The 26,960-nt window shown below is 28.7% G+C and carries 23 protein-coding genes, 1 tRNA gene and 1 pseudogene; 15 read left to right on the top strand and 10 right to left on the bottom strand.

Going from position 1 to position 26,960, the window contains the following annotated elements; translation table 4 throughout:
- Positions 1 to 27: 27 nt before the first annotated feature.
- Positions 28 to 103, bottom strand: a tRNA-His gene (locus NW238_RS01300).
- Positions 104 to 311: 208 nt separating this feature from the next.
- On the opposite strand from NW238_RS01300, the gene NW238_RS01295 reads away from it, so the two are divergent.
- The 4 genes from NW238_RS01295 (at position 312) to fba (ending at position 3,217) form a co-directional block, all read left to right on the top strand.
- Positions 312 to 761, top strand: a complete 450-nt coding sequence (locus NW238_RS01295) for a hypothetical protein (protein ID WP_216505357.1) — start codon at positions 312 to 314, stop codon at positions 759 to 761.
- Between the two features lie 252 nt (positions 762 to 1,013).
- The gene (locus NW238_RS01290; protein ID WP_216505358.1) at positions 1,014 to 1,829 is read left to right on the top strand and encodes a hypothetical protein; all 816 of its coding nucleotides are present in this window, start codon (positions 1,014 to 1,016) and stop codon (positions 1,827 to 1,829) included.
- 256 nt (positions 1,830 to 2,085) lie between these two features.
- A complete protein-coding gene (gene rpoE / locus NW238_RS01285) occupies positions 2,086 to 2,349 on the top strand; it encodes a DNA-directed RNA polymerase subunit delta (RefSeq protein WP_216505359.1) in 264 nt (87 codons plus the stop codon).
- A 1-nt stretch (position 2,350) separates the two neighbouring features.
- Entirely contained in the window at positions 2,351 to 3,217 is an 867-nt protein-coding gene (fba, locus tag NW238_RS01280) for a class II fructose-1,6-bisphosphate aldolase (protein ID WP_216505360.1), read from the top strand.
- Positions 3,218 to 3,266: 49 nt separating this feature from the next.
- On the opposite strand, the gene NW238_RS01275 is transcribed toward fba, so the two are convergent.
- Genes NW238_RS01275 through NW238_RS01265 form a run of 3 tightly spaced genes read right to left on the bottom strand, consistent with a single transcriptional unit; the run spans position 3,267 to position 6,595 of the window.
- Positions 3,267 to 4,223 carry a phosphatidate cytidylyltransferase gene (locus tag NW238_RS01275; RefSeq protein ID WP_216505361.1) on the bottom strand — a complete coding sequence of 319 codons (957 nt, stop codon included), beginning with the start codon at positions 4,221 to 4,223 and terminating at the stop codon, positions 3,267 to 3,269.
- A gap of 7 nt (positions 4,224 to 4,230) precedes the next feature.
- On the bottom strand, positions 4,231 to 5,736 hold the full coding sequence (locus tag NW238_RS01270; protein WP_216505362.1) for an ABC transporter permease: 1,506 nt from the start codon (positions 5,734 to 5,736) through the stop codon (positions 4,231 to 4,233).
- A 7-nt stretch (positions 5,737 to 5,743) separates the two neighbouring features.
- Positions 5,744 to 6,595, bottom strand: a complete 852-nt coding sequence (locus NW238_RS01265; protein ID WP_246526026.1) for an ABC transporter ATP-binding protein — start codon at positions 6,593 to 6,595, stop codon at positions 5,744 to 5,746.
- A gap of 213 nt (positions 6,596 to 6,808) precedes the next feature.
- On the opposite strand from NW238_RS01265, the gene pyrH reads away from it, so the two are divergent.
- The 3 genes from pyrH to NW238_RS01250 are packed head-to-tail and all read left to right on the top strand — an operon-like array spanning position 6,809 to position 8,485.
- Positions 6,809 to 7,525 (top strand): UMP kinase, encoded by a 717-nt coding sequence (gene pyrH / locus NW238_RS01260; protein WP_216505363.1) that lies wholly within the window; start codon positions 6,809 to 6,811, stop codon positions 7,523 to 7,525.
- The gene (gene frr, locus NW238_RS01255; RefSeq protein WP_216567798.1) at positions 7,525 to 8,076 is read left to right on the top strand and encodes a ribosome recycling factor; all 552 of its coding nucleotides are present in this window, start codon (positions 7,525 to 7,527) and stop codon (positions 8,074 to 8,076) included. The genes pyrH and frr overlap by 1 nt, the downstream gene beginning before the upstream one ends.
- A 34-nt stretch (positions 8,077 to 8,110) precedes the next feature.
- The gene (locus tag NW238_RS01250; RefSeq protein ID WP_216505365.1) at positions 8,111 to 8,485 is read left to right on the top strand and encodes a hypothetical protein; all 375 of its coding nucleotides are present in this window, start codon (positions 8,111 to 8,113) and stop codon (positions 8,483 to 8,485) included.
- A gap of 55 nt (positions 8,486 to 8,540) precedes the next feature.
- Here the strand turns inward: NW238_RS01250 and NW238_RS01245 are convergent, their stop codons facing one another.
- The 6 genes from NW238_RS01245 to NW238_RS01220 form a co-directional block, all read right to left on the bottom strand.
- The gene (locus NW238_RS01245) at positions 8,541 to 8,822 is read right to left on the bottom strand and encodes a putative quinol monooxygenase (RefSeq protein ID WP_216505366.1); all 282 of its coding nucleotides are present in this window, start codon (positions 8,820 to 8,822) and stop codon (positions 8,541 to 8,543) included.
- A 12-nt stretch (positions 8,823 to 8,834) separates the two neighbouring features.
- Positions 8,835 to 10,376, bottom strand: coding sequence for a methionine--tRNA ligase (gene metG / locus NW238_RS01240; protein WP_216505367.1), 1,542 nt, complete (start codon positions 10,374 to 10,376; stop codon positions 8,835 to 8,837).
- An 8-nt stretch (positions 10,377 to 10,384) separates the two neighbouring features.
- On the bottom strand, positions 10,385 to 11,155 hold the full coding sequence (locus tag NW238_RS01235; protein ID WP_216505368.1) for a tRNA1(Val) (adenine(37)-N6)-methyltransferase: 771 nt from the start codon (positions 11,153 to 11,155) through the stop codon (positions 10,385 to 10,387).
- Positions 11,145 to 13,331, bottom strand: a complete 2,187-nt coding sequence (gene rnr / locus NW238_RS01230) for a ribonuclease R (RefSeq protein ID WP_258451672.1) — start codon at positions 13,329 to 13,331, stop codon at positions 11,145 to 11,147. Before rnr ends, NW238_RS01235 begins: the two co-directional genes overlap by 11 nt.
- A gap of 3 nt (positions 13,332 to 13,334) precedes the next feature.
- Positions 13,335 to 13,574: a preprotein translocase subunit SecG gene (gene secG / locus NW238_RS01225; RefSeq protein WP_216505370.1), complete on the bottom strand. Its 240-nt coding sequence runs from the start codon at positions 13,572 to 13,574 to the stop codon at positions 13,335 to 13,337.
- A 121-nt stretch (positions 13,575 to 13,695) separates the two neighbouring features.
- On the bottom strand, positions 13,696 to 15,429 hold the full coding sequence (locus tag NW238_RS01220; RefSeq protein ID WP_258451671.1) for a S41 family peptidase: 1,734 nt from the start codon (positions 15,427 to 15,429) through the stop codon (positions 13,696 to 13,698).
- 99 nt (positions 15,430 to 15,528) lie between these two features.
- Here NW238_RS01220 and gmk point away from each other — a divergent pair, with 99 nt between their 5' ends.
- The 8 genes and pseudogenes from gmk to NW238_RS03620 form a co-directional block, all read left to right on the top strand.
- Positions 15,529 to 16,122: a guanylate kinase gene (gmk, locus tag NW238_RS01215; protein ID WP_216505372.1), complete on the top strand. Its 594-nt coding sequence runs from the start codon at positions 15,529 to 15,531 to the stop codon at positions 16,120 to 16,122.
- Complete coding sequence (locus NW238_RS01210; RefSeq protein ID WP_216505373.1) at positions 16,115 to 16,885, top strand: PP2C family protein-serine/threonine phosphatase; 771 nt, start codon at positions 16,115 to 16,117, stop codon at positions 16,883 to 16,885. The genes gmk and NW238_RS01210 overlap by 8 nt, the downstream gene beginning before the upstream one ends.
- A gap of 1 nt (position 16,886) precedes the next feature.
- Complete coding sequence (locus NW238_RS01205) at positions 16,887 to 17,873, top strand: serine/threonine-protein kinase (RefSeq protein ID WP_216505374.1); 987 nt, start codon at positions 16,887 to 16,889, stop codon at positions 17,871 to 17,873.
- Between the two features lie 17 nt (positions 17,874 to 17,890).
- Complete coding sequence (gene rsgA, locus NW238_RS01200) at positions 17,891 to 18,727, top strand: ribosome small subunit-dependent GTPase A (RefSeq protein ID WP_216505375.1); 837 nt, start codon at positions 17,891 to 17,893, stop codon at positions 18,725 to 18,727.
- Positions 18,720 to 19,379, top strand: coding sequence for a ribulose-phosphate 3-epimerase (locus tag NW238_RS01195; protein WP_216505376.1), 660 nt, complete (start codon positions 18,720 to 18,722; stop codon positions 19,377 to 19,379). The genes rsgA and NW238_RS01195 overlap by 8 nt, the downstream gene beginning before the upstream one ends.
- Positions 19,380 to 19,521: 142 nt before the next feature.
- Positions 19,522 to 21,210 (top strand): hypothetical protein, encoded by a 1,689-nt coding sequence (locus NW238_RS01190; protein ID WP_258451670.1) that lies wholly within the window; start codon positions 19,522 to 19,524, stop codon positions 21,208 to 21,210.
- Between the two features lie 265 nt (positions 21,211 to 21,475).
- Positions 21,476 to 25,318, top strand: a complete 3,843-nt coding sequence (locus NW238_RS01185; RefSeq protein ID WP_258451669.1) for a hypothetical protein — start codon at positions 21,476 to 21,478, stop codon at positions 25,316 to 25,318.
- 737 nt (positions 25,319 to 26,055) lie between these two features.
- A pseudogene (locus NW238_RS03620) lies at positions 26,056 to 26,960 on the top strand (Mbov_0399 family ICE element protein); the annotation flags it as partial.

Genomic DNA, 26,960 nt, shown 5'->3' with positions numbered 1-26,960 from the left:
ATTTTTTAAAAAAAAGTATAAAAAAAATGGGGCGAATGAAGGGATTCGAACCCTCGCATGACGGGACCACAACCCGCTGTGTTAACCACTTCACCACATTCGCCATTTGCAATAACATTATAATAAAAAAAATAAAAAAAAGTAATAAAAGATAAAAATGTCGAAATTATTCATTTTAAACCGTACTTTTAGATTAATATTTACAAAAATACACATTTTCGTGTAGTTTTAACCAAGTTTAGATAACCATAAATCTATTATAATTAATATTAAGTGCTATAATTAAGACATCCTATAAAGAAAGGAATAATATGAGCTCAGTAAATTTAAAGAAATTTTTTGTTTATGAGGATAAATCAAAAGATACTCAAATTTTTACTCTTGAAAACGCTTTAACTGGCGAGTGTATTAGTTTTGAATCGCTATCAGATCTATACGAAACACTAGTTGCGCAATCTCAAGATCAAGATGCAAGAACTTGAATATTTAAAAACAAAAAAACTATTGGTAGTCTATCAAAAGAAGAATTTAAACTAGTTTTAGATGATTTAGACAAGGTTAACGTGCCTGTAAAAGATTCATTAACATATATTATTGAAAAAGATCTTTTAAATAAAGACCACGAATTAGTTTTTGTTGATCCTAGACAAAAAAGAATTTATACTTTATTAAGTTTTGCAATTATATTGCTAATTGTTGCTATTGTTTTGGCAGCTTTAACAATTACTGGTATTTTTGATTTTACAAATACCGCTAAATAAAGTAACTAACTATTATTAAATGATTGTTCGGGCCCGAACAATCATTTATTTTCTTAAAATACACGTTACAGAATTGAAACCGTAAAATTATCAATATTTCGTACTGAGGGTTAACGAAAATACAAATTTCCCGCAAAAACGTGCGTATTTCAATAAAAATTCAATTAAAAACGGAAAAAAATCAATAAATATATAATAAATTTATTATATTTGGTATTATTTATATATATATTTAACATGAAGGGAAATATTATGTCAACACAAGAAACAAAAAAACCAAAATTGAATAGATTTTATCTATCAGAAAAATACGATGAAAATAGAAATATTTCATTCAATTTAAAAAGAGCAAAAGTAGATGAACTGATAAACTTCAAGACCTTTAAAGAAGGGGTTAATGAATTCAACAGAATTGCGTTTACATTGGAAGGAAATTCAAGAGTATGATTCCACAAGGATGGTGCATTTAGAGGTTCTGCAACTCCTGAAAAAACAGCTATTATGATTGAGAGGGTAACTCAAGAAAATGTTAAAGATGAAGATGCAATTGAATTCATTAATAGAGAAAAACTTATTGATGTTACACCTGTTAAAACTAAAAAAGTTGAACCAAAACCCGAACCAAAACCCGAACCGGTTGTTGAACCAAAACCCGAACCTAAGGTTCAAAAACCAACAGTAGACCTAAATAAAGAAGTTAATGAGTTAACAGTTTACATCGAAGAAAAAGAAACTAAATTACCATCTGAGGTTTCACTTGATGATGTTAAAGCGGAAACAAAATACGAATTTGTTCCAACATCAGTTAAATGAACAGATGATTCAGTTGTAGTAACTTATTTATTACGTGAGGGAGATTCTGAATCTAGTGAAGTAACAAGTGTTATTAGAGGTTTTAAAGCTAAACCTGCTCAAATGCGTACAATATACAGACATTTTGTTGAAAGAACTCAATGATCTAAAATTACATATTGACTATTATCAGTTGTGTTTGTAATCGCGATTTTATGCATTATCGTGTTGGTTTTACACGCTTATGGACTAATCAGTATTCCTTGATCTAAATAATAATTAATTGCAGCTAGTCTGCAATTTTATATTTTAGATAGAGTCAATGAATAAATTTATTTGAGCAACCTTGTTTTTATCTGTTTCGACTGTAATTATTGTAATGTTGTCGATTCTTTATAGAACGGGGCTAGTGAATATTGGTCTATGATAAAACACTAAGACAACTATATAAAACATAAATATGAAATATAAATTAATAAAATAATGTTTCCATATATAATATGAAACTATATACAATAAATTGGAGGAATTTATGAAAACAATGCTAGATGTTGTATCGCAAATTGCATATGACCATTGTAAGGATGGTAAATATGTCGAGTTTAACTTTTTATTTGATAAAGTTGAAAAAGAATTGAAAGAGAAATGAGAAGTCGAAGCTGACGAAAAAGACAAAGAATATGACGCAATCCGTGTCAACAAATTAGGTGAACTATACCGCCTTCTAACAGTTGATTCTAACTTTTTAAGAAATGCAAAAGGTCAATGAACAATTAGACCTGGTTTCGAAGTTTAATATGAAATTTGCAAATGCTAAAAAAATGATTGCGGATGCATACAAAAACCAGTATGCTATACCGCACATTAATATTAATAATTTGGAATGAGCAAAGGCTGTATTATTAACAGCACAAGAATTTAAATCGCCATTAATCATTGGTGTAAGTGAAGGTGCTGTTAAATACATGGGTGGTTATAAAACAGTTTGTAATATGGTCAAAGGTCTTTTAGGAGACCTTAATATTACTGTACCTATTGTCTTACATTTGGACCACGGGACGAAAGAAGGCTGTTTTAAAGCTATTGATGCCGGATTTAGTTCTGTCATGTTTGATGGTTCAAGCATGCCTTTTGAAACGAATTACGAATCAACAAAACAAGTTGTAGAATACGCTAAAGAGTTTGATGTCAGTGTTGAATCTGAAGTTGGGACTATTGGCGGAGAAGAAGACGGCATTATTGGGTCTGGTGAATTAGCCGACACTGTGGAAGCTTTAAAAATGACACAATTAGGAATCGATATGTTGGCAGCGGGTGTTGGCAATATTCATGGTAAATATCCTTCAACATGAAAATCGTTAGATTTTAACCATTTAGAAAACTTATCTACAATTTGTAAAATTGGATTAGTTTTACATGGTGGTTCAGGTATTCCAAAAGATCAAGTGGCTCGGGCAATAAAACTGGGTATTGCTAAAATAAATGTTAATACTGAACTGCAATTAGCTTTCCATGAAGCATTAAGAAATTTTATTGTTTCTAACAAAGATTTAGAGGGTAAAAATTATGACCCTAGAAAATTATTAGCTAACAGTATTGAAGCGATGAAGTTAGTAACTAAAGAGAAAATTTTCGAATTTGGTTCTAACAATAAAGCAAAATAATAAAAAATATCAGCTCAGCACTGATATTTTTTAATGTAACCATAAAAGTTTAGGCAGTTAATGTGAAACGATTTATTAAAATAAATAAAAACATCAAAATAGTTATAAAACTTATACTGTCTATTCTATCTAATAATCCTCCATGACCTCGTAATAGTTTTGAATAATCTTTTATACCATTGATTCTTTTAATGTAAGAAAAATATAAATCACCGGCAACTGCAAATAGAGGTGCAATTAAAGAAAAGACAATTTTTATAGATATTGAATCAAATAAGTCCAAACTAAATACAGAAATAGCTGCAATTATTGCACCGCAAACTTCTGAACCAATAAAACCTTCTCATGTTTTATTTGGTGAAATTGTTGGAGAAAATGCCTTAGAAAAATATTTTTTGCCTAGGAGTTTTCCAAACAAAAATCCAAATGTGTCTGAGCCGGCTGAAATCAATCCTATAGCCACTCAATATTTTCAATCATACACCAAAAAACCTTGCATAACTTTTGTGAATATCGCCAAAATATAAATGGTTGCCAATGCGAATATAAATCTCGCGAAACGGTCAATTGGTTTGATGAATTTACGAGTGAATAATTCAATAATCATGAATGCTAAAGCGATCAGTATAACCATTATTACGATTATGGGTTCGATAGCAATTAGTTTCATATAGTACATTAATTGAACTACTTTATCAGGGTATGGTGGGTAAAGATTATCTATTCTTGAATTAGTCATTCATGGGATTGTTATATCTTTAATTGGAATAAATACAACAATTGAAACAAGTAATGACAATGTAACAGCTCAATATCATTTTAATCTTTGAGCGTGAAAGTATTCCCAACTACAAGTTAAAAATATTACATAAATTAATACAAAGGATAATATTCTGGAAATTTGGTAATCATAAGAGAATATTGATAAAGGTATCAATGTACCTAAAAATACCACCGCAATGATAATTCCAGGAATTATACGTTCAAAAAGGGTGTTTTTCTTCATTATTCTCCTATCTTGTGTTTCATGTAAATGATTTCTGTGCTGAGGCCAATAACACGATTGACCAAGCATATGGTAAAACAAAGTTTAATATGTTTTCTGTTTTGGTTCCAATTCTTATTATTGAATCATCGTTTAAGTACGAACCGCTAATTTGAACAAACTTATCTGAGTATTGTTTTAATACTTCGTTATTAAGAGCATTATTAACTCATGTGGTTGATAATTCTGCTAAATTAGAACCTGGAGCAATATTATTGATTTCATTTACTCATTTAAGATTTTCCAAAAGGTTTGCTTGTGAAGTGGGAGCTTTCATTACAAGCATTGTTAAAAATCCTTTGGCTTCTTCAATTTGTTTTGGTGTTGAATTTGTATCTAATAATATATTTAGTTGTTTATCAATACTGTATTTCAATAAAGACTCAAAAGTTGTGTTAGCTGAGTATGACCCGTTTAATGCATTTACTGTGCCGTACACCTCATTAGCATTAAAAATGTTATATTTTCCATACTCGATTGAAGTTACTGTATTTTGGTCAAATCCATTCATGGTAATAACAAATTTATCCAATGTTAGATTTGGGTTAATGGCTTGATTTTGCTCATTAATATTATAACTAAGCGATTTTGTAAAATTGCTCATACTTTTTAATAGTGTTTCATATTCACTATAAGAATATAAATTATTGTTTAAAGCATGACTTGTATTGTTTACATAAAATAACTGAGATGTATGTGCTGCGCCTTGAAATGCCATTGTGTTTTGAACTATTGGAGACTTAAATGGCGTTAAATATGATAAGTATCACATGGTTTTTACACCCGCAATCTGCGCAAGCGGAAGAACTTGTCCAGATAAAAACATTGTCAGTATTAATAAGGTCGACCCAATTGCTTGAATCATCAAAATGGATTTAGAAATCGATACCAAGAATAATCCAACAGCTAGAGAAACCATTGTTAAAACTATGAAACTATATACATAACCACCTCAGTGGATTCTTGTAAACAAATCTTTAATTGAGGACAAACGAACAATAATGTTTTCGCTTCCTAAGGCTACAGAATACAGTTCTTTACCTTCGTTAAAATATCGACTTCCAAAAAATGCTAAGCTGACTAACCCTGTTCAAAGACCTGAAAAAATCATTATTAAGAAGTAATAACATGCAATTACTAATAAAAAGTTTATTGGTTTTATGTTCGTTGCTCCAATCCTTTTCAATAAAGTTGACTTTTTAAATTCAAATAAAGCAGTTGGCAACGCAACACAAGCGATTGCAAGAGGTCCGATTGAAAAAGTGGCGGCAATGATTATTTCATAACTAAAAATAGTACCAAGAATTATTGTGAAAACTATTGGGTAACAAAAAGCAAAAAAAGGACCAACAAAGGCTTTTCAGAAGTGTTTATTAATTATCTGAATGATACCTCAAAACGTATTATCTGATTTGTGGTTTATTGATTTTTTAAAAGGATTTTTTTCCTTATTGTTTATCGCTCAAATCTTCATGATACTCCTAAATAAATTCGTCTAAACAAGCACCGAGAGACCCATAAATTTGAATAGTCTCTTCTTTTGTCTGGTCGTAAACTACTTTTCCTTTGTTCATTATTACAATCCTGTCTGCTAGTTGCTCAATTTCTCTAATATCATGAGAAATAATTAATAATGTTGAATTAATTTCCTTCACATATTCCTTAATGAAATTTATCAATCTAGTTTTAATTTTTAAATCCAATCCAGTACTCAACTCGTCCAAAATAACTAGTTCAGGTTTATTTATAATTGCCAGCAAGGCATTAAGACGTTGGTGTTGGCCACCAGAAAGTGAAGCAGCCTTATTTGATAAGAACTCATCAACTCCAAACACCTTAGTCAGATATAGTAATTCCCTTCCTGATGTTTTTGCACCATATATTTTATTAACTGAATTTATAACATCCAGTACCGTTAAACCTTGTGGATATGACGAATCCTGAAATTGAATACCTATTTTCGATGCATCCATTTTGTTGTTAACTATACCATCAAAAAGATAATTTATGACTCCCGATGTTGGTTTTGAAATTCCAACCACCATTTCAACCGTGGTGGTTTTACCTGCACCGTTTGATCCTAATAAGGCGGTATTTAAACCTTTGTAAAAATTTAAACTCATGCCATTGACGGCAAGCAGTTTGCCCCCTTTTATTTTGAATGACTTTGTTAAATTTTTTATTTCAATGATTTTTTTATAATCTCTATATTCTCTTGTCTCAATTGGTGGGTGATTTGTGACTTTGTTTTCATGTTTTTTTAGTTGGTCAACCAAATTTTTAATGACTGGGTTTACATGGTCACCTGTCATTTCTATATTGCTTTTTTTCATGTTTTCCTCTTTATTAAATAATTATACATTAATATACATATTAATTTAAAATGCTAAAACACATTTTATGAAACAATCCCTATTTTTATTTTCCTTAAACTATTCAAATATCTGTATTTTGGAAAAAACAACAATATTTTATAGTAAGATTTAAGTTTAAGTACAAATTACTTTATAATATTGATAATTAATTAATAGGGAGTAATACTAATTATGAAATACAAAAGAATACTCGTTAAGCTTTCGGGTGAAGGTTTAGCAAATAAGTCAAAAAGTTTAGCAATTGATTACGCTTTAGTTGAAAACATTGCTCGTCAGTTGAAAAAAATTGTCGAAAAAGGAATTCAAGTTAGCGTTGTAATTGGTGGAGGCAACTTTTGAAGAGGTGCTAGTGCCGAGAAAAACGGCATTCCTCGCAATAGAGCTGACTATATTGGAATGATTGCTACAATCATGAACGGTTTAGCATTGCAGAGTGGTTTTGAAGAAATAGGATTAAAAACTAGAGTCCAATCTTCTCTTAATATAGACCAAAGAGTGGCTGAATATTACATTAATGAAAAAGCTATAAAATATTTAGAAAATGGTGAGGTAGTAATTTTTGCCGGTGGAACAGGTAGACCTTACTTCACGACAGATACTGCTGCAACGCTTTGCGCATCTGAAATAGGGGCTGACGTAATACTTATGGGTAAAAACGGAGTTAAAGGCATCTATGATTCAGATCCAAAATATAATCCAAATGCGAAGAAATTTGATGTCATAACATATGATGAAATTCTTGAAAGAAAATTACAAGTTATGGATTTAACGGCAACATCAATGGCTAGAGATAATAATATTGGATTAATAGTTTTTGATATCCAAGAAGCCGATGCAATTTTAAGAGCAATCGAAGGAACAATTGAATTAACGGAGGTAACTAAATAATGGAATTAGATTTATATTTATTGAATTTTGAAGAAACTGCTACAAAAGCTATTCATCATTACGGTTTTGAATTATCGAAAATTTCGACAGGACGCGCTAACCCTCAACTAATTAAGGGTGTTAAAATTGACTACTATGGTACACTAACTGCGCTTGAAGAATTAGCCAGCATATCAGTACCAGAACCCGCTCAATTACTTGTAAAACCATTTGATATATCATCAGTTAAAGATATCTGTAAAGCTATTTTAGCAGCTAATTTGGGTGTACAGCCAGTTGATGAAGGTAATCAAGTTCGTTTAACATTTCCTGCCTTGACTTCTGAAAGAAGAAAAGAATTAGTTAAAAGTCTTGCGAAATATACTGAACAAGCAAAAATAGGCGTAAGAAACGCTCGTCAAGATGCCATGAAGGCAATTAAAACTGATGAAGAATTAAGTGAAGATGAACAAAAAAGATATCAAGATGTTATCCAAAAACATGTCGATGCAAAAGTGGAAATTATTAATAAAATGACCACCGAGAAAGAGAAAGAGTTAACAAGTTTATAAGTTTATGAAAATCAAAAAAATATCCTTTTGAACAGTGACTACACTATCTATTTTTGCATTTATTATTTCAGCAATATTGTTACTAGTATTATTTATTGTTGCAGTAGTTAATGCTAAAAATGATGGTGCTCCACAAAAAGAACTTGCTTATACATTTTTAAAACTGATATTGTGTTTTTTAATTGTATCTGTGTTACTGCATGTAATTGCAATCCCGTTAGGAGTAATCTATTATAAACATAGGATATTTTATGCAAATGATTGGAACATTGGTGCATTTCAGTTTTTATTCCCTATCAGTGCAACAATTTCTTTAATGGTTTGAAAAAAACAAAAAGAAAAAATAAAAAATGCCTCAAAAGTAAATGCATTGGCAAAAATTAAAGATTTAAAATCAATTGATAATTAAACTCAATAATTAAAAAAAACGTGTATAGCGAATATACACGTTTTTTTATTTTTAGTTAAATTATAGTCTTGAATTTCTTTACTTTTAATGGTTCTGTACCAAAAGATTCAATTGTTGTCAAAAATTCTTTATATTCAGGCAATTTAGTGAATTTCAAAAAACTTTCTTCTGAACTTCAACGCTCAAAAATCAAGAATTTATCAGCAACTCAAAAACCATCTATTGATAAATTCAATTCTTGTTGTTTAGATTTGTATATTCATTCCTTGATAAATTTATTGAATTCATCCTTGGATTCTTTTTTAATTTTTATTTCTTTTGAAACTATGTAAATCATATTTCCTCCATTTTATTTTAATCTTGAAAAGAACATAAATTTCTCAATAGGTTTGATATTATCAAATTTTTTGAAATCATGTAATTTGTCTTTGTTAAATCTATTAACATTTAATGCGCTTGCAACTTCCTCAATTTTTCGTGGCATAACAATTTGTAAAGCCCAACTAATTGAGTATATACCATTTAATAATCTATTTAAAATTAAATTTAATTCTTCTAAATTATCTGTTAGTTTTCATGGTGTGGTTTCATCAATATATTTGTTTAATTTTGAACTTAATTCGACCATTTTCTTAAATGCTTTATCAATTTTAAATTCATCCATAAGTACTGAAAATTCGGTATCAAACGATAAGATTGATTGCTCAATATTTAAATGGATTTCGTTATCTGAACTTTTATATACGGTGCCATTTTCAAATGAGTTTGAGATCATTTTAAGTGTTCTGGATATTAAATTTCCAAAATTATTCACTAAGTCAGCGTTGACCATTTCCTTAAGTTTATCTTCACTGAAATTTCCGTCTTCACCAAAAATTATTTGACTAGCAAAGTAATACTTGACCATTTCTGGGTGATAATTTTTCAAAAGATATTCTGGTTCGATAGCATTTCCTAGAGATTTAGACATTTTGCGTCCATCTTTGTCTCTTAATAAACCATGACTCATTATATTGGTTGGCAATTTCATATTCATAGCTTTTAAAAACATAGGTCAATAAATGAAGTGGAATCTAGAGATTTCTTTACCTAAAATATGAATAATTTCGTTACCATTTTCTCAGTATTTACGATAATCTTCTCCGGGGTTTGTTAAATCAAATTTTAAAGCAGTAACATAGTTGAATAAAGCATCAAGTCAAACATATAATGTATGATTTGGTTCCTCATTAATAGGTATTGCTCATTTTACATTGGTTCTAGTAACCGACAAATCTTCTAATCCTTCATTAACAAAATTTGACATTATTTCATTGTAAGTTTTGCTCGGGATTAAAAAGTCTTTATTTTCCTGAACATAACTCTCTCATCATGGTTGCATTTGAGATATTTTAAAAAAGTAGCTTTCTTCAGACATACGAATAAGCTCATGTTTTGAAGTTGGGTGATAATATTTTCCTTCGATTTCCAGTGCTTGTGCTTCTGTTAAAAATTCTTCATCTTCAACTGAATATAGACCTTCGTATTTATCTTTATAAATAAATCCTTTTTCTAAAAATCAAGAAAATATTTTCTTTACAACTAATTCGTGATGTGTGTTTGTTGTTCTTGAGAAATAATCAAAATGAATATCTCATTTTTCTCACATTTCTTTATAAGTAAAAACTAATTCGTCAACAAATTGTTGGGGGTTCTTGTTTAATTTTTCGGCTTTGTTTTGGATTTTTTGTCCATGTTCGTCACTACCTGTTAAAAATTTGACATCGTAACCCATAATTTGTTTGTAGTTTGCAATAGTGCGAGCCATTATTGTTGAGTATAAATGTCCGATATGTAATGGGCCTGAGACATAATAAATCGGGGTTGTAATATAGCACGTTTTCTTATTCATAATTCTCCTTAAACTTTTTTTGGTTTGTATAGCTCTTTAATTTCGGGTAAATATTCATGATCGATTTTATTTTGAGCATCATGAAGATAAAGATTTGGCAAAAAATGAATGCCCCAACCCGCTTGATATCTTGCCTCTATTAATACTAATTTTGGTTTATCATTAACTCTTGGGATTATCATTTGTATTCTTTTGGGCTCGAACTTGAATTCTCGCATGTATTGAAAACAATCAACAATTCGCTCTACAGGAATAACCATAGTTAAATAGCCCTTTTGCTCAACAATTTTTGCACTCCCTTGAATAATTTGTTTTAAATTTAATTTTATTTCGTGAGTTGCAATTAATGTTTCTTCATTAACGTGTTTGCTAACCTTCATATTTTCAGGTGGATAAAATGGTGGATTAACTACTATTGATTGATATTTTGTTAGGTTATTACGAGTGTGATTTTGATAAAAATCATTGAAATCAGCATGTATAACATTAATTTGATTAGATTTATTATTAAGCTCAACATTTTTTTTGGCTAACTCAACTGCTTTTGATTGAATTTCAATTGCATCAATATTCAAATCTTTGTGCCGCTCACTGATAAAAATAGCTAATGCACCATTATTGGTACCAATTTCAAGCATATTGGTGATACGCTTGTTTATAAATACAAAATTTCCTAAAAGTATTGTATCTACAGAGTAATTAAACATATCCTTATCTTGATAAATATACAAATTTGAATCAAAACCTAGCGAATTTTTAACTAGCTTTCTATTTTCCATTTTTAATTAAATTTTTCTTAGGTTTATTTATGTTATTTTTTAAGTTTTTAAAATAATCGCCATAGTTTTTGACTAAACAAGCGTCAATTTTTCCATTTATCGGGTCCGTTTTAGTAACAACTACTGCAACTTTGTCACCTAAACGATATCTATTTTTAGAATTAGCACCAATAATTTCGGTTGCCTCATCATTTATTGAGTATTCATCATCAGTCATAGTTGAAATATGAATTAGAGCGTTTGTTTTGTTTTCGAATTCAACAAACATACCAAATTTTAAAACGCTTACGATTTGGCAGTTGAAGCTTTGACCTATTTTATTTCTAAAATATTCAGCATATAAAAGATCATTGGTATCTCTTTCAATTTGCATTGCTTTCTGTTCAGATTCACTCGTCTGTAAAGCTATCTGGTCTAGAATCTTATTCATGTGTTCTATTTTAGTTCTATCATTATTTAAAAGAATTTCGCGAATCACTCTATGCACGATCAAATCAGGATATCTACGAATTGGACTTGTAAAGTGACAGTAATGTTTTGAAGCCAACCCAAAGTGCCCTATATTATCGGGACTATAAACAGCTTTTGACATAGTTCTTAAAAACATTATTTGTAGAAAACTATCAAATCTCTGTTGTTTAATTTTTTCTATTGTTTGTTGGAAAGATTTAGGAGTTATATTTTGGCTACCTAATTTTACTTTTATATTCAGAGCGTTCATAACTTGTTTGAAGTAATTTATTTTCTCTTCACTAGGTGCTTCATGCACACGAAAAAGTAATGGTATTTTATGTTCCTCAAGAATTTTTGCAGTTTCTTCATTAGCCCTGACCATAAAGTCTTCAATCATTCTCTCGCTTGCTCCACATTTATCGACCACAACATCAACAACGTGGTTATCCTGATCAAAAATTATTTTGGGTTCTTCAATTTCAAAATCTATGTAGCCTTCATCATTTTTAACATTTCTTATTTTTTGTGTTAATTCATAAGCTAAACCTAGCATTTTATTTAAATTATTATCATCAAAACGTTTTTTATCATCAATAAATTCATTTACACGATTATAAGTTAATCTGTATTTTGAGTTTATGATACCAGGGACTAATTTAGAAGAAATAGTGTGTCCATAATTATCAATTTGTATGATGATACTCATTGTGAATCTATCTTCGTTAGGATTCAAAGAACAAATTCCATTAGACAATTTTTCCGGAAGCATAGGAATAACTTGGTTAGCCAGATAAGTGGAAGTTCCTCTTTTCAAGGCTTCTTTGTCAATTTCACTGTTTTCAGTTACATAATAACTTACATCAGCAATGTGAACTTGCAATTCATAATATCTATTATCAATTTTCTTAACACAAATGGCATCATCAAAATCCTTGGTGGAATCACCATCAATTGTTACTACTAATTCGTTTCTAAAATCTACACGTTTTTTCATTCCTTTTTCATCTATGCTGTCAGGAATATTGTTAGATTCAATTATTACATTTTCTTCAAAACATTTTGGTAATTCACGCTCAGATAAAAGCGATTTTACATAGCATAATGGGTCAGATAAATTAGAAACTTTTTCAACTATATTCACTTCAATATTGCGGTCCTTATATGAATGAATTTTGGCCATGACTAAATCGTCAAGTCGCGCATCGACCTTGAATTCATTAATTATAAAATTAATATTTTTAAACTCTTTTTTCAGAGGTTTAAAAGTTATTTGACCGTCAGATAATTCCAATACACCACTAATTTTGTCATTATTACGTTCAACTATTGATGAAACTACACCAAAAGTTTTTTCATCTTTATGATCTAAATATTTGTAGACATTTAGTATAACGGTGTCTCCAGACAAGGCTTTATTAAAATATTGTGAAGGCACAAAAAATGATTCATATTCTTCAGGATTTAAATCACTCACTACATCAACGAATGCAAATTTCCCTTCTGAAGCATATTTTAATTTACCAGTAACTTTAGTAATGTTTTCTAATGCAATAAAAGTTTGATTTCTGAACAAAGAAATTAAAAAATCATCCGACATTTTGCGTAATGTCGTTGTTAATTCTTTGTTTTTTGAAACAGGTATTTTTAAACCTTTTGCTATTTGAATAAATGAAGTTTTTGGATTGTTTTTGATATATTCGTATATTTTTTCGGTATTTATCATAAATTATTTAGTGAAGATTTTAACACATACTGCCAGTATGATTATTAAAACACCCATGGTGAACATAGTTCACTTCATGAATTTCTTCACGCCCCTTTCTTTTGATGCTTTAAATAGTTCCAAGTCACCAGAACCAACCAATGCTCCTGAAAAGCCATTTGAGTCTGGAGACATCATTAAAGACACAATAATTACTATTACTGAAACAACAATAAGGATTATTGAGATTATTAAACTTGGCATAGTGCCTCCTTGATGGATTGTATTTAATATTAAATTATACTTAGAATTATATACTATTACTTATTAATTTATATGTCTTTGAGTGAGATTATCTTGAAATATGTAATACCAAAAAACGAAATTAGATTATTTCGTTATTATGAAAGTTGTTTATTATTTTTTCGATTTTTCTAAAATTATAAAAATCTTCATATGATAATTTGATGTCAGGTTCGATTCCATCTTCAATTTGAGTACGATTCTTATTCAAAAATAAGTTATTTGAAGATATCGCGACAGAGGTCCCATCAGCCAAAACAGTAGGCATAATTGAGGCCATGCCCCCACCAGTTTTTGTGCCAATTATTAAACCTAAATTAAAATCTTTAACTATTGAAGTGAGCAAATTTGCAGCACTGAATGTGTTATTGCTTACTAATAAAACTATTTGCTTACTTTTCAGTATATTTTTTGCTTTTGTAAAGTTTTCCCCTAAGTATTCACTATTGAATTTGGTATTTGATATTGTAGATTTCATTAGAGATTCATTTAAATCATTATAATTATAGAATGATATTTCCTTATCTTTTGATAGTAGTTTAGCAATTCACAACATTATGGATAAGTCACCACCACCATTAGTTGATAAATCAATAATTACATTATTGATATCTTTGTTCTTTTCTAAGTTTAAAATCGAAGATAAAAATAATTTTTTTAATTGAATATTTTGTCCTTTTACATTAATGTTTTCAGCAAATTCATCAAAAGAAATAAATAAATTATTTCTCAAATAACCAAAGAAATTAGTGTTTTGAGTACTATTCTCTAAGAGCATAGATCGTTTATTTTTTAATTCGATATCTAATTTTGTATACAATTTTCTTTTATTGCTTTGTTCATGATATTTAATATGATAGTTGAATAATGATGGAGTAATAATATTAGAATGTAAATCATTTAAATTATTGAAGAAATTAAAATATGACCTTGTGTAATTATCGGGATTAATATTTAACATCGCCTCCTTATATTTATCAAGCATTGCATCCCATGATGTGTATTCATAATACTTATTTAAGCCGTAATAATTGTTCATAAGAAATTTTAACGAATTATAAGAGTCTTCTCTAATTCCCTTGAAAGGCGGGATTCCAGGAAAAGCGAAATTAAAAAAATTTACGAATTCTTTATTATCGAAATTTACAATTTTTTGGAAAAGTTGATATTTCCTTCCATCGTAATATAAATTAATATAGTTAGGCGACAAAAACAAGGTATTAAATATGTAATAAGGTATTAAAATGTCATTTTCATAAGCAAGTATTTTGAATCCATATTCGCTTGTTTTTATTTTCTTATCAACTCCAAAATCACACACTTTTTTATTAATTAAGATGCGATCACCAAATACATCAACATAATTATCAACCTCTTGAGGTTTATTTTTACTATATTTTTTTATAATTATTTCATCATTAACTGCGTTGATTGTAATGTCTGGTCCATCATATTTATTTAAGATATTTATTGTACCCGGTGTTTCGTTTTTGTCTATTTTCCAGTATTTTTTAAACGCTTGCAGAGATTTTTTTATTTTGATATAGGGTGATGCATTACCTTCAGTGTAATAATTAATATTGCTGTATGTTTTGCTCGGGTCATTTAAATCAAAATTAAAAAAATCTGCTTTTTTAGTTATGTGTAATACTTGGTTTTTTTCGTCAATACTGTTAAAATTCTGTTCATTTTTATACACCGATGATGAAATATCATTGATTTTATTAGAACATGATGAAGAAATTACAAAAACAGAAGAAATAGAAGCTAAATTAAATGTATTTATAATTTTTGTAAATTTCAAACTCTTTTTCATTGTTTTGTCCCTTCTTTTTAAGCTCAAACAATTTTAAATTGAACCATTTTTTATCTTTATTATCCATTTAATTTATATTTTAACTATAATATTATAACTATGTATGATAAATCTAAAAAGAAACCTATTATTATCTTTGTCGGTCCTAGTGGAGTAGGTAAAGGTACAATCGAACAAATTTTATTTACTAAAGAGGAGTTAAAACTTAAATTATCTGTATCCGCAACAACTAGAAGTCCTCGTGTTGGCGAAATTGACGGTTTACATTATTTTTTTATTTCAAAGGATGATTTTAAATCTAAGATTGAAAAAAACGAATTATTAGAATATAGTTTTCATTTTGATAACTATTATGGTACTTTGTGTAGTGAAATAGACCGTATACATAATGAGAATAAAATCCCTTTTCTAGAAATTGAGACATATGGAGCAAAACAAATTCTTCAAAATCAAGAAAGTACGGAAAAATATAACATAATTACAGTATTTATATTACCGCCTTCTTTTGATGATTTAAAATACAGAATCATTGGCAGAAACACTGAAACTCAAGCCGATATTAACAAAAGACTTAAAAAAGCGCAGGAAGAATTGGCTGACAAGGATATTTTTAAATACAACGTTGTTAACGATGATCCAATCAGAGCGGCTGAAGAAATAGAAAAACTTTTAATGAGAGAGTTGTATGAATAATTTTGGTGAGTTGAGTGTTGTAGGTAATATTAGAACTGAAAATCAAGATAAAACAGGTATTTTTCTAAAAAAAGATTGCGGTATGCTGATTTTATGTGATGGTATGGGAGGTCATTTTGGGGGAGCGTTTGCCTCAAATATCACTGTTAATGTTTTCAATGATAATTTTCAAAAATCTATCCCATTGGAAAGAAATGACATCTCATCATATGCAAAATGATTTAAAGACTGTGTTGAACAGGCCCGAAGTGAAATGAAAAAATTAGGTGAAAATGATGAAGCTAAGATGGATATGGGGACTACGCTAACAGCCGCAATTTTTAGTACGAAACTAAATTTTTTATACATTTTTAATATCGGTGATTCTAGAACATGGGTTTTAACTAAATCAGGCGATTTGAAACAGATAACTATTGATCAAAATCTCTATAATCGATTAATTCGAGAAGAAGGCATGTCAGAATTACAAGCTAAAAAGACCAGATTTAATACCGCTTTAACATCGGCATTAGGACCTCAAAAGAAAACTAAAATTGAAATTTTTGATTTGAGCCAAGAAATTGAACGTGTTTATGGAATTTTATGTACTAGTGATGGGGTACATAATTTCATCGAAAAACCCGCAATTGAGTTGACATTAAAATCTGAATTGGACTCATTAAAAGCAGTTAAATCATTGGTAGAGACTGCATTAGAAAATCGTTCAACAGATAATGCTTCTGCAGTTTACGCTGTCATAGCAGAAAATTCGGAATGGAGATAAAATGACACCAAGCAAAAATAGTCATGTTTATACTAAATATAAAATTTTAGCCGCAATTGGTAGTGGTGGTTTTAGTAACGTTTTTAAGGTCGAATCACTAGAAAAACCGGGCGAAGTATATGCTCTAAAATATTTTGTTATTAAAAAAGATGGGGATATAGAAACAACTACAAGAAGATTCAAACAAGAAATTGCCCTATATAAATCAATTAATTCATCAAGAATTGCGAAATATATTGATTCATACGTTAGTGACACTGAGCAGTATTTAGTTATGGAATTTATAGATGGAGATAGTTTAAAAACCAATATATCTAGAGGTGGTAAATTAATATCTAAAACTGCTGTGAATTATGCTATGCAAATTGCTGAGGGTATAGGTGAAATTCATAGTTTTAAAATAATTCATAGAGATATTAAAAGCAATAACGTTATGGTAACACGCGATAGAAATATAAAGATTATTGATTTTGGCTTAGCTCTTGGTGAAGACAGTCAAAGATTTACGCAAGATTCGAAAGTTATTGGTTCAGTATACTATATGGCTCCAGAGTTGTGTATGTCAGATAACAAACCAACGATTCAATCCGATATTTATGCATTAGGGATTTTACTTTTTGAAATGCTGACTGGCTTTTATCCTTTTCGTGGGGCAGATGCAAGTGAAACATTGCGCAAACAAAAGCATTCGCAAATACCGGATATTACAAAAATTGTTGATGTTCCACAGTCTCTTGCTAATATTATTATTAAAGCTACTGCAAAGGACCCGAATAGTAGATACGCAAGTATGTGAAGTATGCGTGAAGACCTTAAAACATGTATTCATCCAGATAGATTTTATGAAAAACCACTTGATGTAAAAAAAATTCTGCCTAAACGAACATTGCAAGATTTTATTAATTCGAAGACGTTTTTAATTTCATCGATAGTACTTATATCGATATTAGTTGTTATTGGAATAATATTATTGGTTATTTTGGTTTAGAAATGGAGGAAGTTTCATTGTTAGGAAAAATATATTCTTTAACTGGTGGTAAATATCATATTAAGGATGAGAAAGGAAATATGCATTTTTTGCCGGCAGCCGGTGTTTTTAGATATAAAAATATTGAACCGATTGTAGGTGATATAGTTGAATTTGAACACAACGGTTATATAAACAGCGTACGAAAACGAAAGAATTCATTTATCAGACCTAAAGTTGCAAATATTGATGCCATAATTGTTGTTATGTCTGTTGTTGAACCTACATTCCAATCTTATTTAGTTGATAAATATTTAGCATTCATAGAATCGAATGATATTGAGCCCATAATTTTTGTAACTAAGGTTGATTTATCCATTAGTGATTGAAAACAAGAATATCAGACTATGGGTTATAGAATTTTTGAAATAGATTACAACAATAGTGAAACATTGAAAAATGTAGAGCTAATATTCAAGGGTCGTGTAATCTCTTTAATGGGACAATCAGGAGTTGGAAAAACAACATTTATTAATTGAATTGCTGGAACTAATTTTGAAACTCAGGAAATATCAAAATTTGCAAATAGGGGTAAGCATACTACTAGAATTGTGCAAATTATTGACATTCTAGGAGGACAGTTGATTGATACACCCGGTTTTTCTAGTTTTGATATTAATTTAACAAAAATCCAACTTGCTCAGTCTTTTAAACAATTTAGGGAATTTGGTCAAATGTGCAAATTTAAATCATGTCTGCACATTAACGAGCCTGAAGAATATTGCAATATAAAAATTCAAGTTAAAAATGGTATCATTCCTCAGTTTAGATATAAAAATTACATAAAAATGGCGAAGGAGGCTAAAAATGATTAAAAAATATGTAACACCATCATTATTAAATGTTCAAAAAGACCAAAGGATTGAAATGGCTAAAACTTTGATTTCAGAAGGTATTGAATGAATTCATTATGATGTAATGGATGGAAAATTTGTCCCAAATACTGCGATACAATTAGAAGAAATTATTGAAATAAAAAAAATAGCACCACAACATTTTATGGATGCTCATTTAATGGTTGAAAATCCATTGGATTATATTGATAAGTTTAAGGATGTAGTTGATATTGTGACTATTCATTATGAGGCGACTAGTAATGATGAACTATTGTCTTTTTTAAAAGACAACTATCACGAATGTCGTATCGGTTTGGCTATTAAACCGGCCACCAGTGTTTCTGAAATACAGGAATTATTACCGTATCTGTCACTAGTTTTAGTTATGTCGGTTGAACCTGGCGCCGGTGGACAAAAATTTATTCCAACAGCATTAGAAAAAATCTCTCTTTTAAAAAATATCAGATCAAAAAATCAATATCAATTTTTAATTCAAGTGGATGGCGGAATAAATGATTCAACCGGACCTCAATCATTCAAAGCGGGTGCCGATGCGTGCGTGGCTGGAACATTTCTAATTAAATCGCCAGTTAAAGACACTATTAATTCAATTATCAATAATAAACTTTAATAAAATTGGTTTTTCCATAAAAAAATGTCATATTAGTTATATCTGCCTTAAGAATAAAATAATTTTTTCATAAGGTAGATTTTTTATATAAAATTGTTTTCAGGTAAATAAAATTATATTTATCTAAAGAGGAAAACTAAAAATGAACAGAAAATTAATAATTAATTTTATAACAGCTGGTACTTCAGTCGCTATACCTTTGTCTATATCAGCTTCTTGTAAAAATAAAGAGCAACAAAAAGTAAACTTTGAAGCGGCAAATGCAAATATGAGTATTGCTTTCAAGAATTCTAACACTAAAACTTTTGATTCTGTAACTAATGCGGAAATATCTAATTCCAATAATTATTTAATTAATAACATTGTCGAAGGTTTTGAATTTATTTTTCATTCTGCCAAAAAACTGGCCGATAAAATAGAAGTTAAATATGAACTTAAATTTAACGATAAAAAATCGAAAATATTTGTAAAAAGTATCGAAAAATCTCAGTTTAAAATTTTAGATAGTAATGATACAGAGAAAAAAATGGATTTCTCAAATATTGTACGTAAGATTAGTTATGTCAATCAAGAAAAAAAGGTGTTCAATTTAATTAATGATCAAGAATTATTAAAACCCGAGAATTTTGTTCCCGATATTAAGAATGGTTTTGAATTTATTTTTCATTCTGCCAAAAAACTGGCCGATAAAATAGAAGTTGAATATTCTATTAAATCAAAAACAGATTTAATAGAATCGAAGAAGATGGTTATTTCTATCGAAAAATCTAACTTTATGCCTGAAAAAGAGTTTCTGAATAATTTAGCAAAGAAAATAGAAATAAAATATCAAAACTCTTCTAATATTACTTTCTGGAATGCAACTAAAAATCCTGATTCAATTAAAAATAATATAGTATTCACTGGTTTAGAAGAAAATTATCAAATCTCTAACGAAAATATATCTAAAACAAACGATAAAATAAAAGTTAGTTTTAAATTAAAAAACCAACTTTTAGGTGAGTCTGATTTAGTTACTAAAACTATAGACAGCACTGAATTTATGAAGAAATCAAATGAGGAAATCAAAAGTGAAATCTTAAAATTTGATTCCAAAATCGATATCAAATTAGACTTCAAGAAAGTCGATAGATGAAGCAAAATTGATCAAATTTCAAAAGACAATATAAATTTTGTGGTGGACGATAATACTAAAAATAGCATTACCGATTTAGTGTTTATCGACAAGGAAATAATTAATAATCAAATATTCGCTAAATATTCATTCATTTATGAAGGTGAAAAATTTGAAAGCAAGTTACTAATAGCTCGTAAACTTGATTTCAAAAAATACTCAGACAAAATATTAATTACTCAAATTGAAAAATTCCGTTTCGGAGGGGCTCTTCCACTTAAGGCTAAAATTATTGATTCCAATTCAACATTCAATAGTTTAATTACAGACATTAATCCAAACAGCAAAAGTCCAGAAAAAACAAATTTATTAAAAATTAAATTTTATAATGAAAATAATGGTTTATTAAATTCAACTGCTGTTAAACCATTTGTCCAAAAGATAAATGATAAAGAGTTTTATATTTATATCGCACAATTTGAAAAATTTAAAGGATATCCATTCATTGAGTTACAAGGTGAAAGTCCTTCATCGTTTAACTTGGATGGTATTTCTTGAGCGCAGGCTGGTAGAGAAATAAAATATGATGACAAAGACATCTATGAATTAAACAAAAAAACTGGCGAATATAAACTTAAAATAACTGATAATGTTGCTATAGCACCTATAACTGACTTAAATCCAATTAATTTTGGTTCAATAGTTAAATCAAAATAATTTTAAGTGTTTAATACACGAACTAACTCATGTTCTAATAAAATTCAGTTTGTGATTTAAAAATTCAAATCAAGCAATATTGAAAGCTCGGTTTGAATTTTTTAATAAATATTTACAATCTTAATTGAGTTTATAAAATTAAAATTATTTCGTTAATTTAATGATAAATATAGCATCTTCAAAATTCAAAATTAAACACAGTTTAATAAGTCTGTTTTAACATTAAACTTGTTATAATTTCTATCATTAAAGTTAAAGGAATAAAATGAAAATTAAAAAACTATTAAGACCCGTTTTGGCTATAACTACTTTTCCTGCGCTTATTTCGGGAATTGTTGTTTCGTGTGAAAAAAATAATTCAAAAATTAGTGATTTAGAAAATACTGATATTAATTTAAATGATGAAAAATCACAAGATAAAAAACCAAGAAAAGATGTTACCGTATCAGACATAAATACTGAAAATACACAAATCAAAGAGAAAAAAATTGATCAAAAACCAAAGCAAAATAATAGTCTTTCCCCAACTGACAATGCAAAACTAACTTTTGATTATAAACCAATACATGATATATCACCTAACTGAAATTTTGTTAGTGAAACTAACGTCTTGGATAAAAATGAATTTGACGAAAATGACTCAATTTTTGATTTGTATAAGACTTTTTTAAATAATAAAGAACTTACCACTGATATAACATTTAACAATAGTGATTATCAAAAATTCAATTTTTTTAAAGCACGCTATGATTCAGGTCAGTTGATAGTATTAATAAAATCAAACTTTGCTATAGATAAAAATAAACCATTATCACTCTTATACAGTGATAATGGTAAAGAGAATAAAATCAAACTTACTAGAGTTGAAAATACGAATAATCTTTTAATTGCTAATTTATCGAATGTTAACACAAACTATAAAATAAAATTATTAAGAGTTGTAAATAATCTAGATCAAGAAGTTGATTTTGATTCAAAAAATAAATATTTAATAGCAAAAGAGATATGGAACAAATCTAACAACTTTACAGTTAAAAACGAAAATAAGTGAAGAACATGACCATCAAACGGGAACAATCACTCATTAGCTGTTAAGGTAATTCAAAAGAGCCCACAATTTGAATTACCTATGAAGGCAAGAATAATTTTGCTAACCAAAAATAATGAACTTGAATACCATGATATGCAAATAGATAATAAAAAAAGAAATCGCGATGGTTTGTATGAAGAGATTCTAAATTTATATTTTAATGTCACAAATGTAAAAGAAATTTTAGGTTTAGAGGTATGCGAAAGGTCTAATCCAAATGAGTGAAGGTTTTTGGGTGGCGTTTCAAATAAAATTGTCATTGAGGGACAAAATGAATTATTAGATTCCGAAATGTTGCCCGAAATAAATTTTGTAGAAAAAAGCAACAACTTTTTAAAAATTAATTTTAATGGCGATATAAGTAAATATAAAAATGTTAAATTCGAAATCAAATCAACTAATCCTTTTGTGAAATATAGTAATATATTTTCAGGAAATACTAATGATAATCAAGTATCAATTGATATAAGCTCACTTCCTAAAAATATTGAAGAATTTGTTATAACCAGATTTAATTTAGATAAAGGATTGATAACTTTACCTTTCGAAAGCAAATACACTTTTAAAAAATATACTGAAATTAATAAAGAATACCAGATAACTAAGTTTAATCTTTATAAAGATAGCGATAATAATAAACTATTTGGATCTATCGCATTTAATTTTGACACATATGATTATGATAGATTCAACAATAAATCGATTGAATTGGTTTTTAAAAGAAAACAGCAAGATTTTGAAAACAGTCGAATAAATGGGTATTGAAACCTATTTTTGAAAGAGCAAAAAATTATTATTCCATTTAAAAAATGAAGTAAATTCAATCTTAATGGATTTTATGAAAATGAATTGTATACCCTTAATTCGGTTCGTATAGTTGAGAATTTAACTTTAGTTGAAGTGGTACCTGCTAATAATTTTAAAAATTCTGTGAGTCAACTAAAAAATAAAGAATTTTCGTATAAATTCGATTATAAAGATGCAAACGATGATTATCTATTTGGGTATAAAGATGGTGAAACAAAAAACTCATTACTTCTTAAAGATAAAAACGATTTACCAAAAGATTTTCAATATTCTCTTCAAAACCATTATGCAAAAATAAACTATGAACGTGAAAATTGATATAAATCTAAAATAATTTCAAACACAGATACTGTTATAAGCAATAAATTAAGAAATGACAAAATAAATCTTGTATTAAACGGTAAAAATGTTAGAACTCACATGATATCTCCCCGTGAGCAAATTTATGATTTAAAATGAGATTTTAATAAATACTTTACCAAAGCTTCTATTACAAAAAATCTATTACCATTTAAAAATCTAAATTACCATTTAGATGATGCCATAATTACCCTTGGTTTCGAATTTGACCCTAAACAAAGAGAACTAACTGATTTAGTTGAAATGGAGCCTTTTGTTCAATACACATCTACTGGCAGCTTTAATTTGTGGTCTGTTAGAAATGTTTCAAAATCATTTGTTTATATTTCAATTCCTTACAAACAAATTGTTGAACACAAAAAGTTAAACAATCTAAATTTTGAATATTTAGCGGTTAGACATTCAAAAAAACAAGAACATGACCTCAAAAACCTAATAGCTTCACGTTATATTTTTGAGGCTGAACTCAAAAATGAAAACGAAATCACTTTTACAATTAAGTCTCTTTTCGATGACACAAAAATATTTGAAAGATTAGGTGATCACTATCTTTCATTGAATAATTCAGCATTTTTAGGAAATTCATCACTATTTATTTACTATTCTGATGTATTTAGTGATAAAACAATTGATTATAAGCCAGTAGGCAACAAAAATATAAAGACCATAGGTTTGGAACAGTTAAATTTTAAAGATAATTATGTAAATCTAGATACGAAATTAGATGGTTCCTCAATAAGACTTTACAGCGAAGATCAGGAACCAAACGTGATAAACGCAAGACAGAGAACATTTAATTTTGATAAGGAAAAAGCAGCTGAAGGAACATGAGCAATTATTGGTAAGGTTAATCCAAACGACCCAACAGACTTTAGATATTATGTTTCGACCAACCAGCACGTTTGGGGAAGATTAGGTTTTATACCAAAATCAAAAGTATTTGATAATCCTCGTTTTGATACTCCAAAACCAATAAAATCGCCTGTTGGCGGATGAAGTATTGATAAACACGACCCACGTGAAAGATTCTATCCAGGGATTGAATGAAATGATGTAAGGGTGAAAGTGGATTTAATTAACTCATTCGATAATGATAATGTATTTCCTAATTCCGCAATTGATTTCAAAAACAATTATGGTGACATTAATACTGATGACAAGTGAGAAACATATTCCGAACATACATCCAATTCACTTTCTAGAGCAGATATGGTTGTGGGTATTGCGGATTTTAAAGACATTTTTAATGTTTTTGAGGAAAAAAATGGAATCATTTTTTATAAAAACAAACCAATTAACCAGCCAGCAAATGATAAGGAAAAAAGCATAAAGCGTGTTTATGATTTCTTTATGTCTATCAAAAATATTAAAACATTAAAACCAAGTATCCATAATTTACATCTTTCTGAGTTTACTAATTTAGGTTGAACTATAGCTTCTTTCCCTGTTGAAGCCCAAAACGCTAGCGGCGACACAAACAGTGGGAAGAGATATAGAGAATATCTTATTGGTAATCTAAACAAACCAATCGGAAGACTTGGTTATGGTGGCGTTTCAACCTCATTGCCTTCTTTAAGAATTGATACGAGATTGTTTGATTTAAATGGTGGATCATCTGGAACAATGATATTTGATTCAGAGGGTAATGCAACTTCATTATACACAGAAACATCACAAACATATGGCGGTGCTATGGTTATTGATACTCAAGCAGGGGCATTTTTAGGAGATGGTAAAACAACTCAAAACCCAGGTTCTTTTTATGAAAGAATGCGTTTATTGTGTTATTTATATCCTGATTTGTATGAATCTAATGAATTCAATGAACTACCAAACTGAATAAACATTTAAAATTTCAAAATAAAAACCGAAAAGTAAAAGTGAACAGTAAAAATTAACATTGCAAGGTGTTAATTTTTTGTGCACAACCATTTTTGGTGAGGATATCCCCGCCAAAATAACAATCTAAAAACAAAAACTAAGAAAGGATTATTGAAATATGACAAGACATTTAAAATTAGAAGAGTTAGATTTATATTTGAGGTATACAAAAAAATACGTAAAGTCAGAGCTATAAAGCATTTTTATACATTTCTCTAAAAACAAAGTTAGTTTAGAGAAAAAAACATGTATGAAGAATGCGGAAAAATAATTTAACATTATAATTTAGGACTGAAAGAAAATTATTAACTAAAAAAGTATGGAAAGAAAGGTCGGTTCGGGAAGACTAAGAAAAGCCCAGAATTAGATTGAGATATTTTTGATAGAAATGGACTAATTGAAATAGAAAAGATACGATGAAATAGCTAAGAAAAAATCTAGAAAAGGAGAAAAGAAGTGACAAAATCTGGGAATTTAATCATAAAACTAGCTCATTTTTTGTTCTTTGAAGTCAACAATTTCTAATGCCAAAGATAAACAATCAAGAATGCGTAAAAAATTAGTGTGTAAAAAGCTGCAACCTACTTGCAGCTTTTTTGATTTTAAAAAAAATTAGAAAATGAAAAGTAGGGAACAACTCCCCCGAAAACTAAACATATTTTACCACAAAAATGTTGTTCCCAACTTTTCGTTTTTCTAAAAAAACAAAAATTTTTGAAAGATTAAAAATAGAATTAGGTAAGTGAGTAGATTTTGATGCAAAAACAACTCGTTTAGTTGATGATGTTTTAATTAGAGATCCAAAAGATACTAAGAGTATAGGCGTTAAACAGAGAGAAAAGAAATATTGAGCTGGTAGATGGAAAGCTCATACACCTTTAAAAGTAATATTTAATACGACGTTAAGTGAGAATGAAGTTTTAAAAATTAATGGTAAAAGAATAGAAGTATTAGATAGAACATTTGAAGAATTTTTACAAGATAATCGGAGTAATACTGGTGATGATGAAAGAGTGTTTGATTATGGTGTTATCGTAAATGATGATACACAAAAAAACAAGAAAATTCACATCTAAAAAATGAGTATAAAATTGATATTTATAAATATTCTCGTCCAGGTAATTTAGATGCTGATTTAGAAATGCATTATACAAAAGTATTATTTATAGATTCAAAATTAGCACAAGTTGATTTTAAGTGATATGCCTGAGAACCTGAAAATAATCCACAACAAAAAGAATTAATAGAGGAATTTATAAAAGATAGTGAGGGAAATTTATTAAGAGATGATAAGGGAAATAGCATTAAAAACCCTAAATATGATCCGAGTATAGATCCAGAAACAGGGACGAAAAAAAACAACTGGTTTGGTTTGATTTTGGTCTCTTTGATAGTAAAAGTCAGTTAAAAAATGAAGCTTTAAATAATTTTGATATATATTACAATGATGAAAAAGATAGAGAATATTATAAATTAACTAAGCTGCCATTTAACACTAAAACACTTTTTGCACCTCACGATAATAATAGTTTAGATAAAGGTTTAATTGTCGAAGCTATTGTGCTTGGTAAAGGTGGATTAAAACAACTTATTGGTAAGACAGAAAAATTTA

Source organism: Mycoplasma zalophidermidis, from assembly GCF_024742155.1.
In the GTDB taxonomy this organism is placed as follows: Bacteria; Bacillota_I; Bacilli_A; order Mycoplasmatales; family Metamycoplasmataceae; genus Mycoplasmopsis; species Mycoplasmopsis zalophidermidis.
The sequence above is the reverse complement of the archived record's forward strand: the minus strand, read 5'-3'. Positions and strand labels throughout refer to the sequence as shown.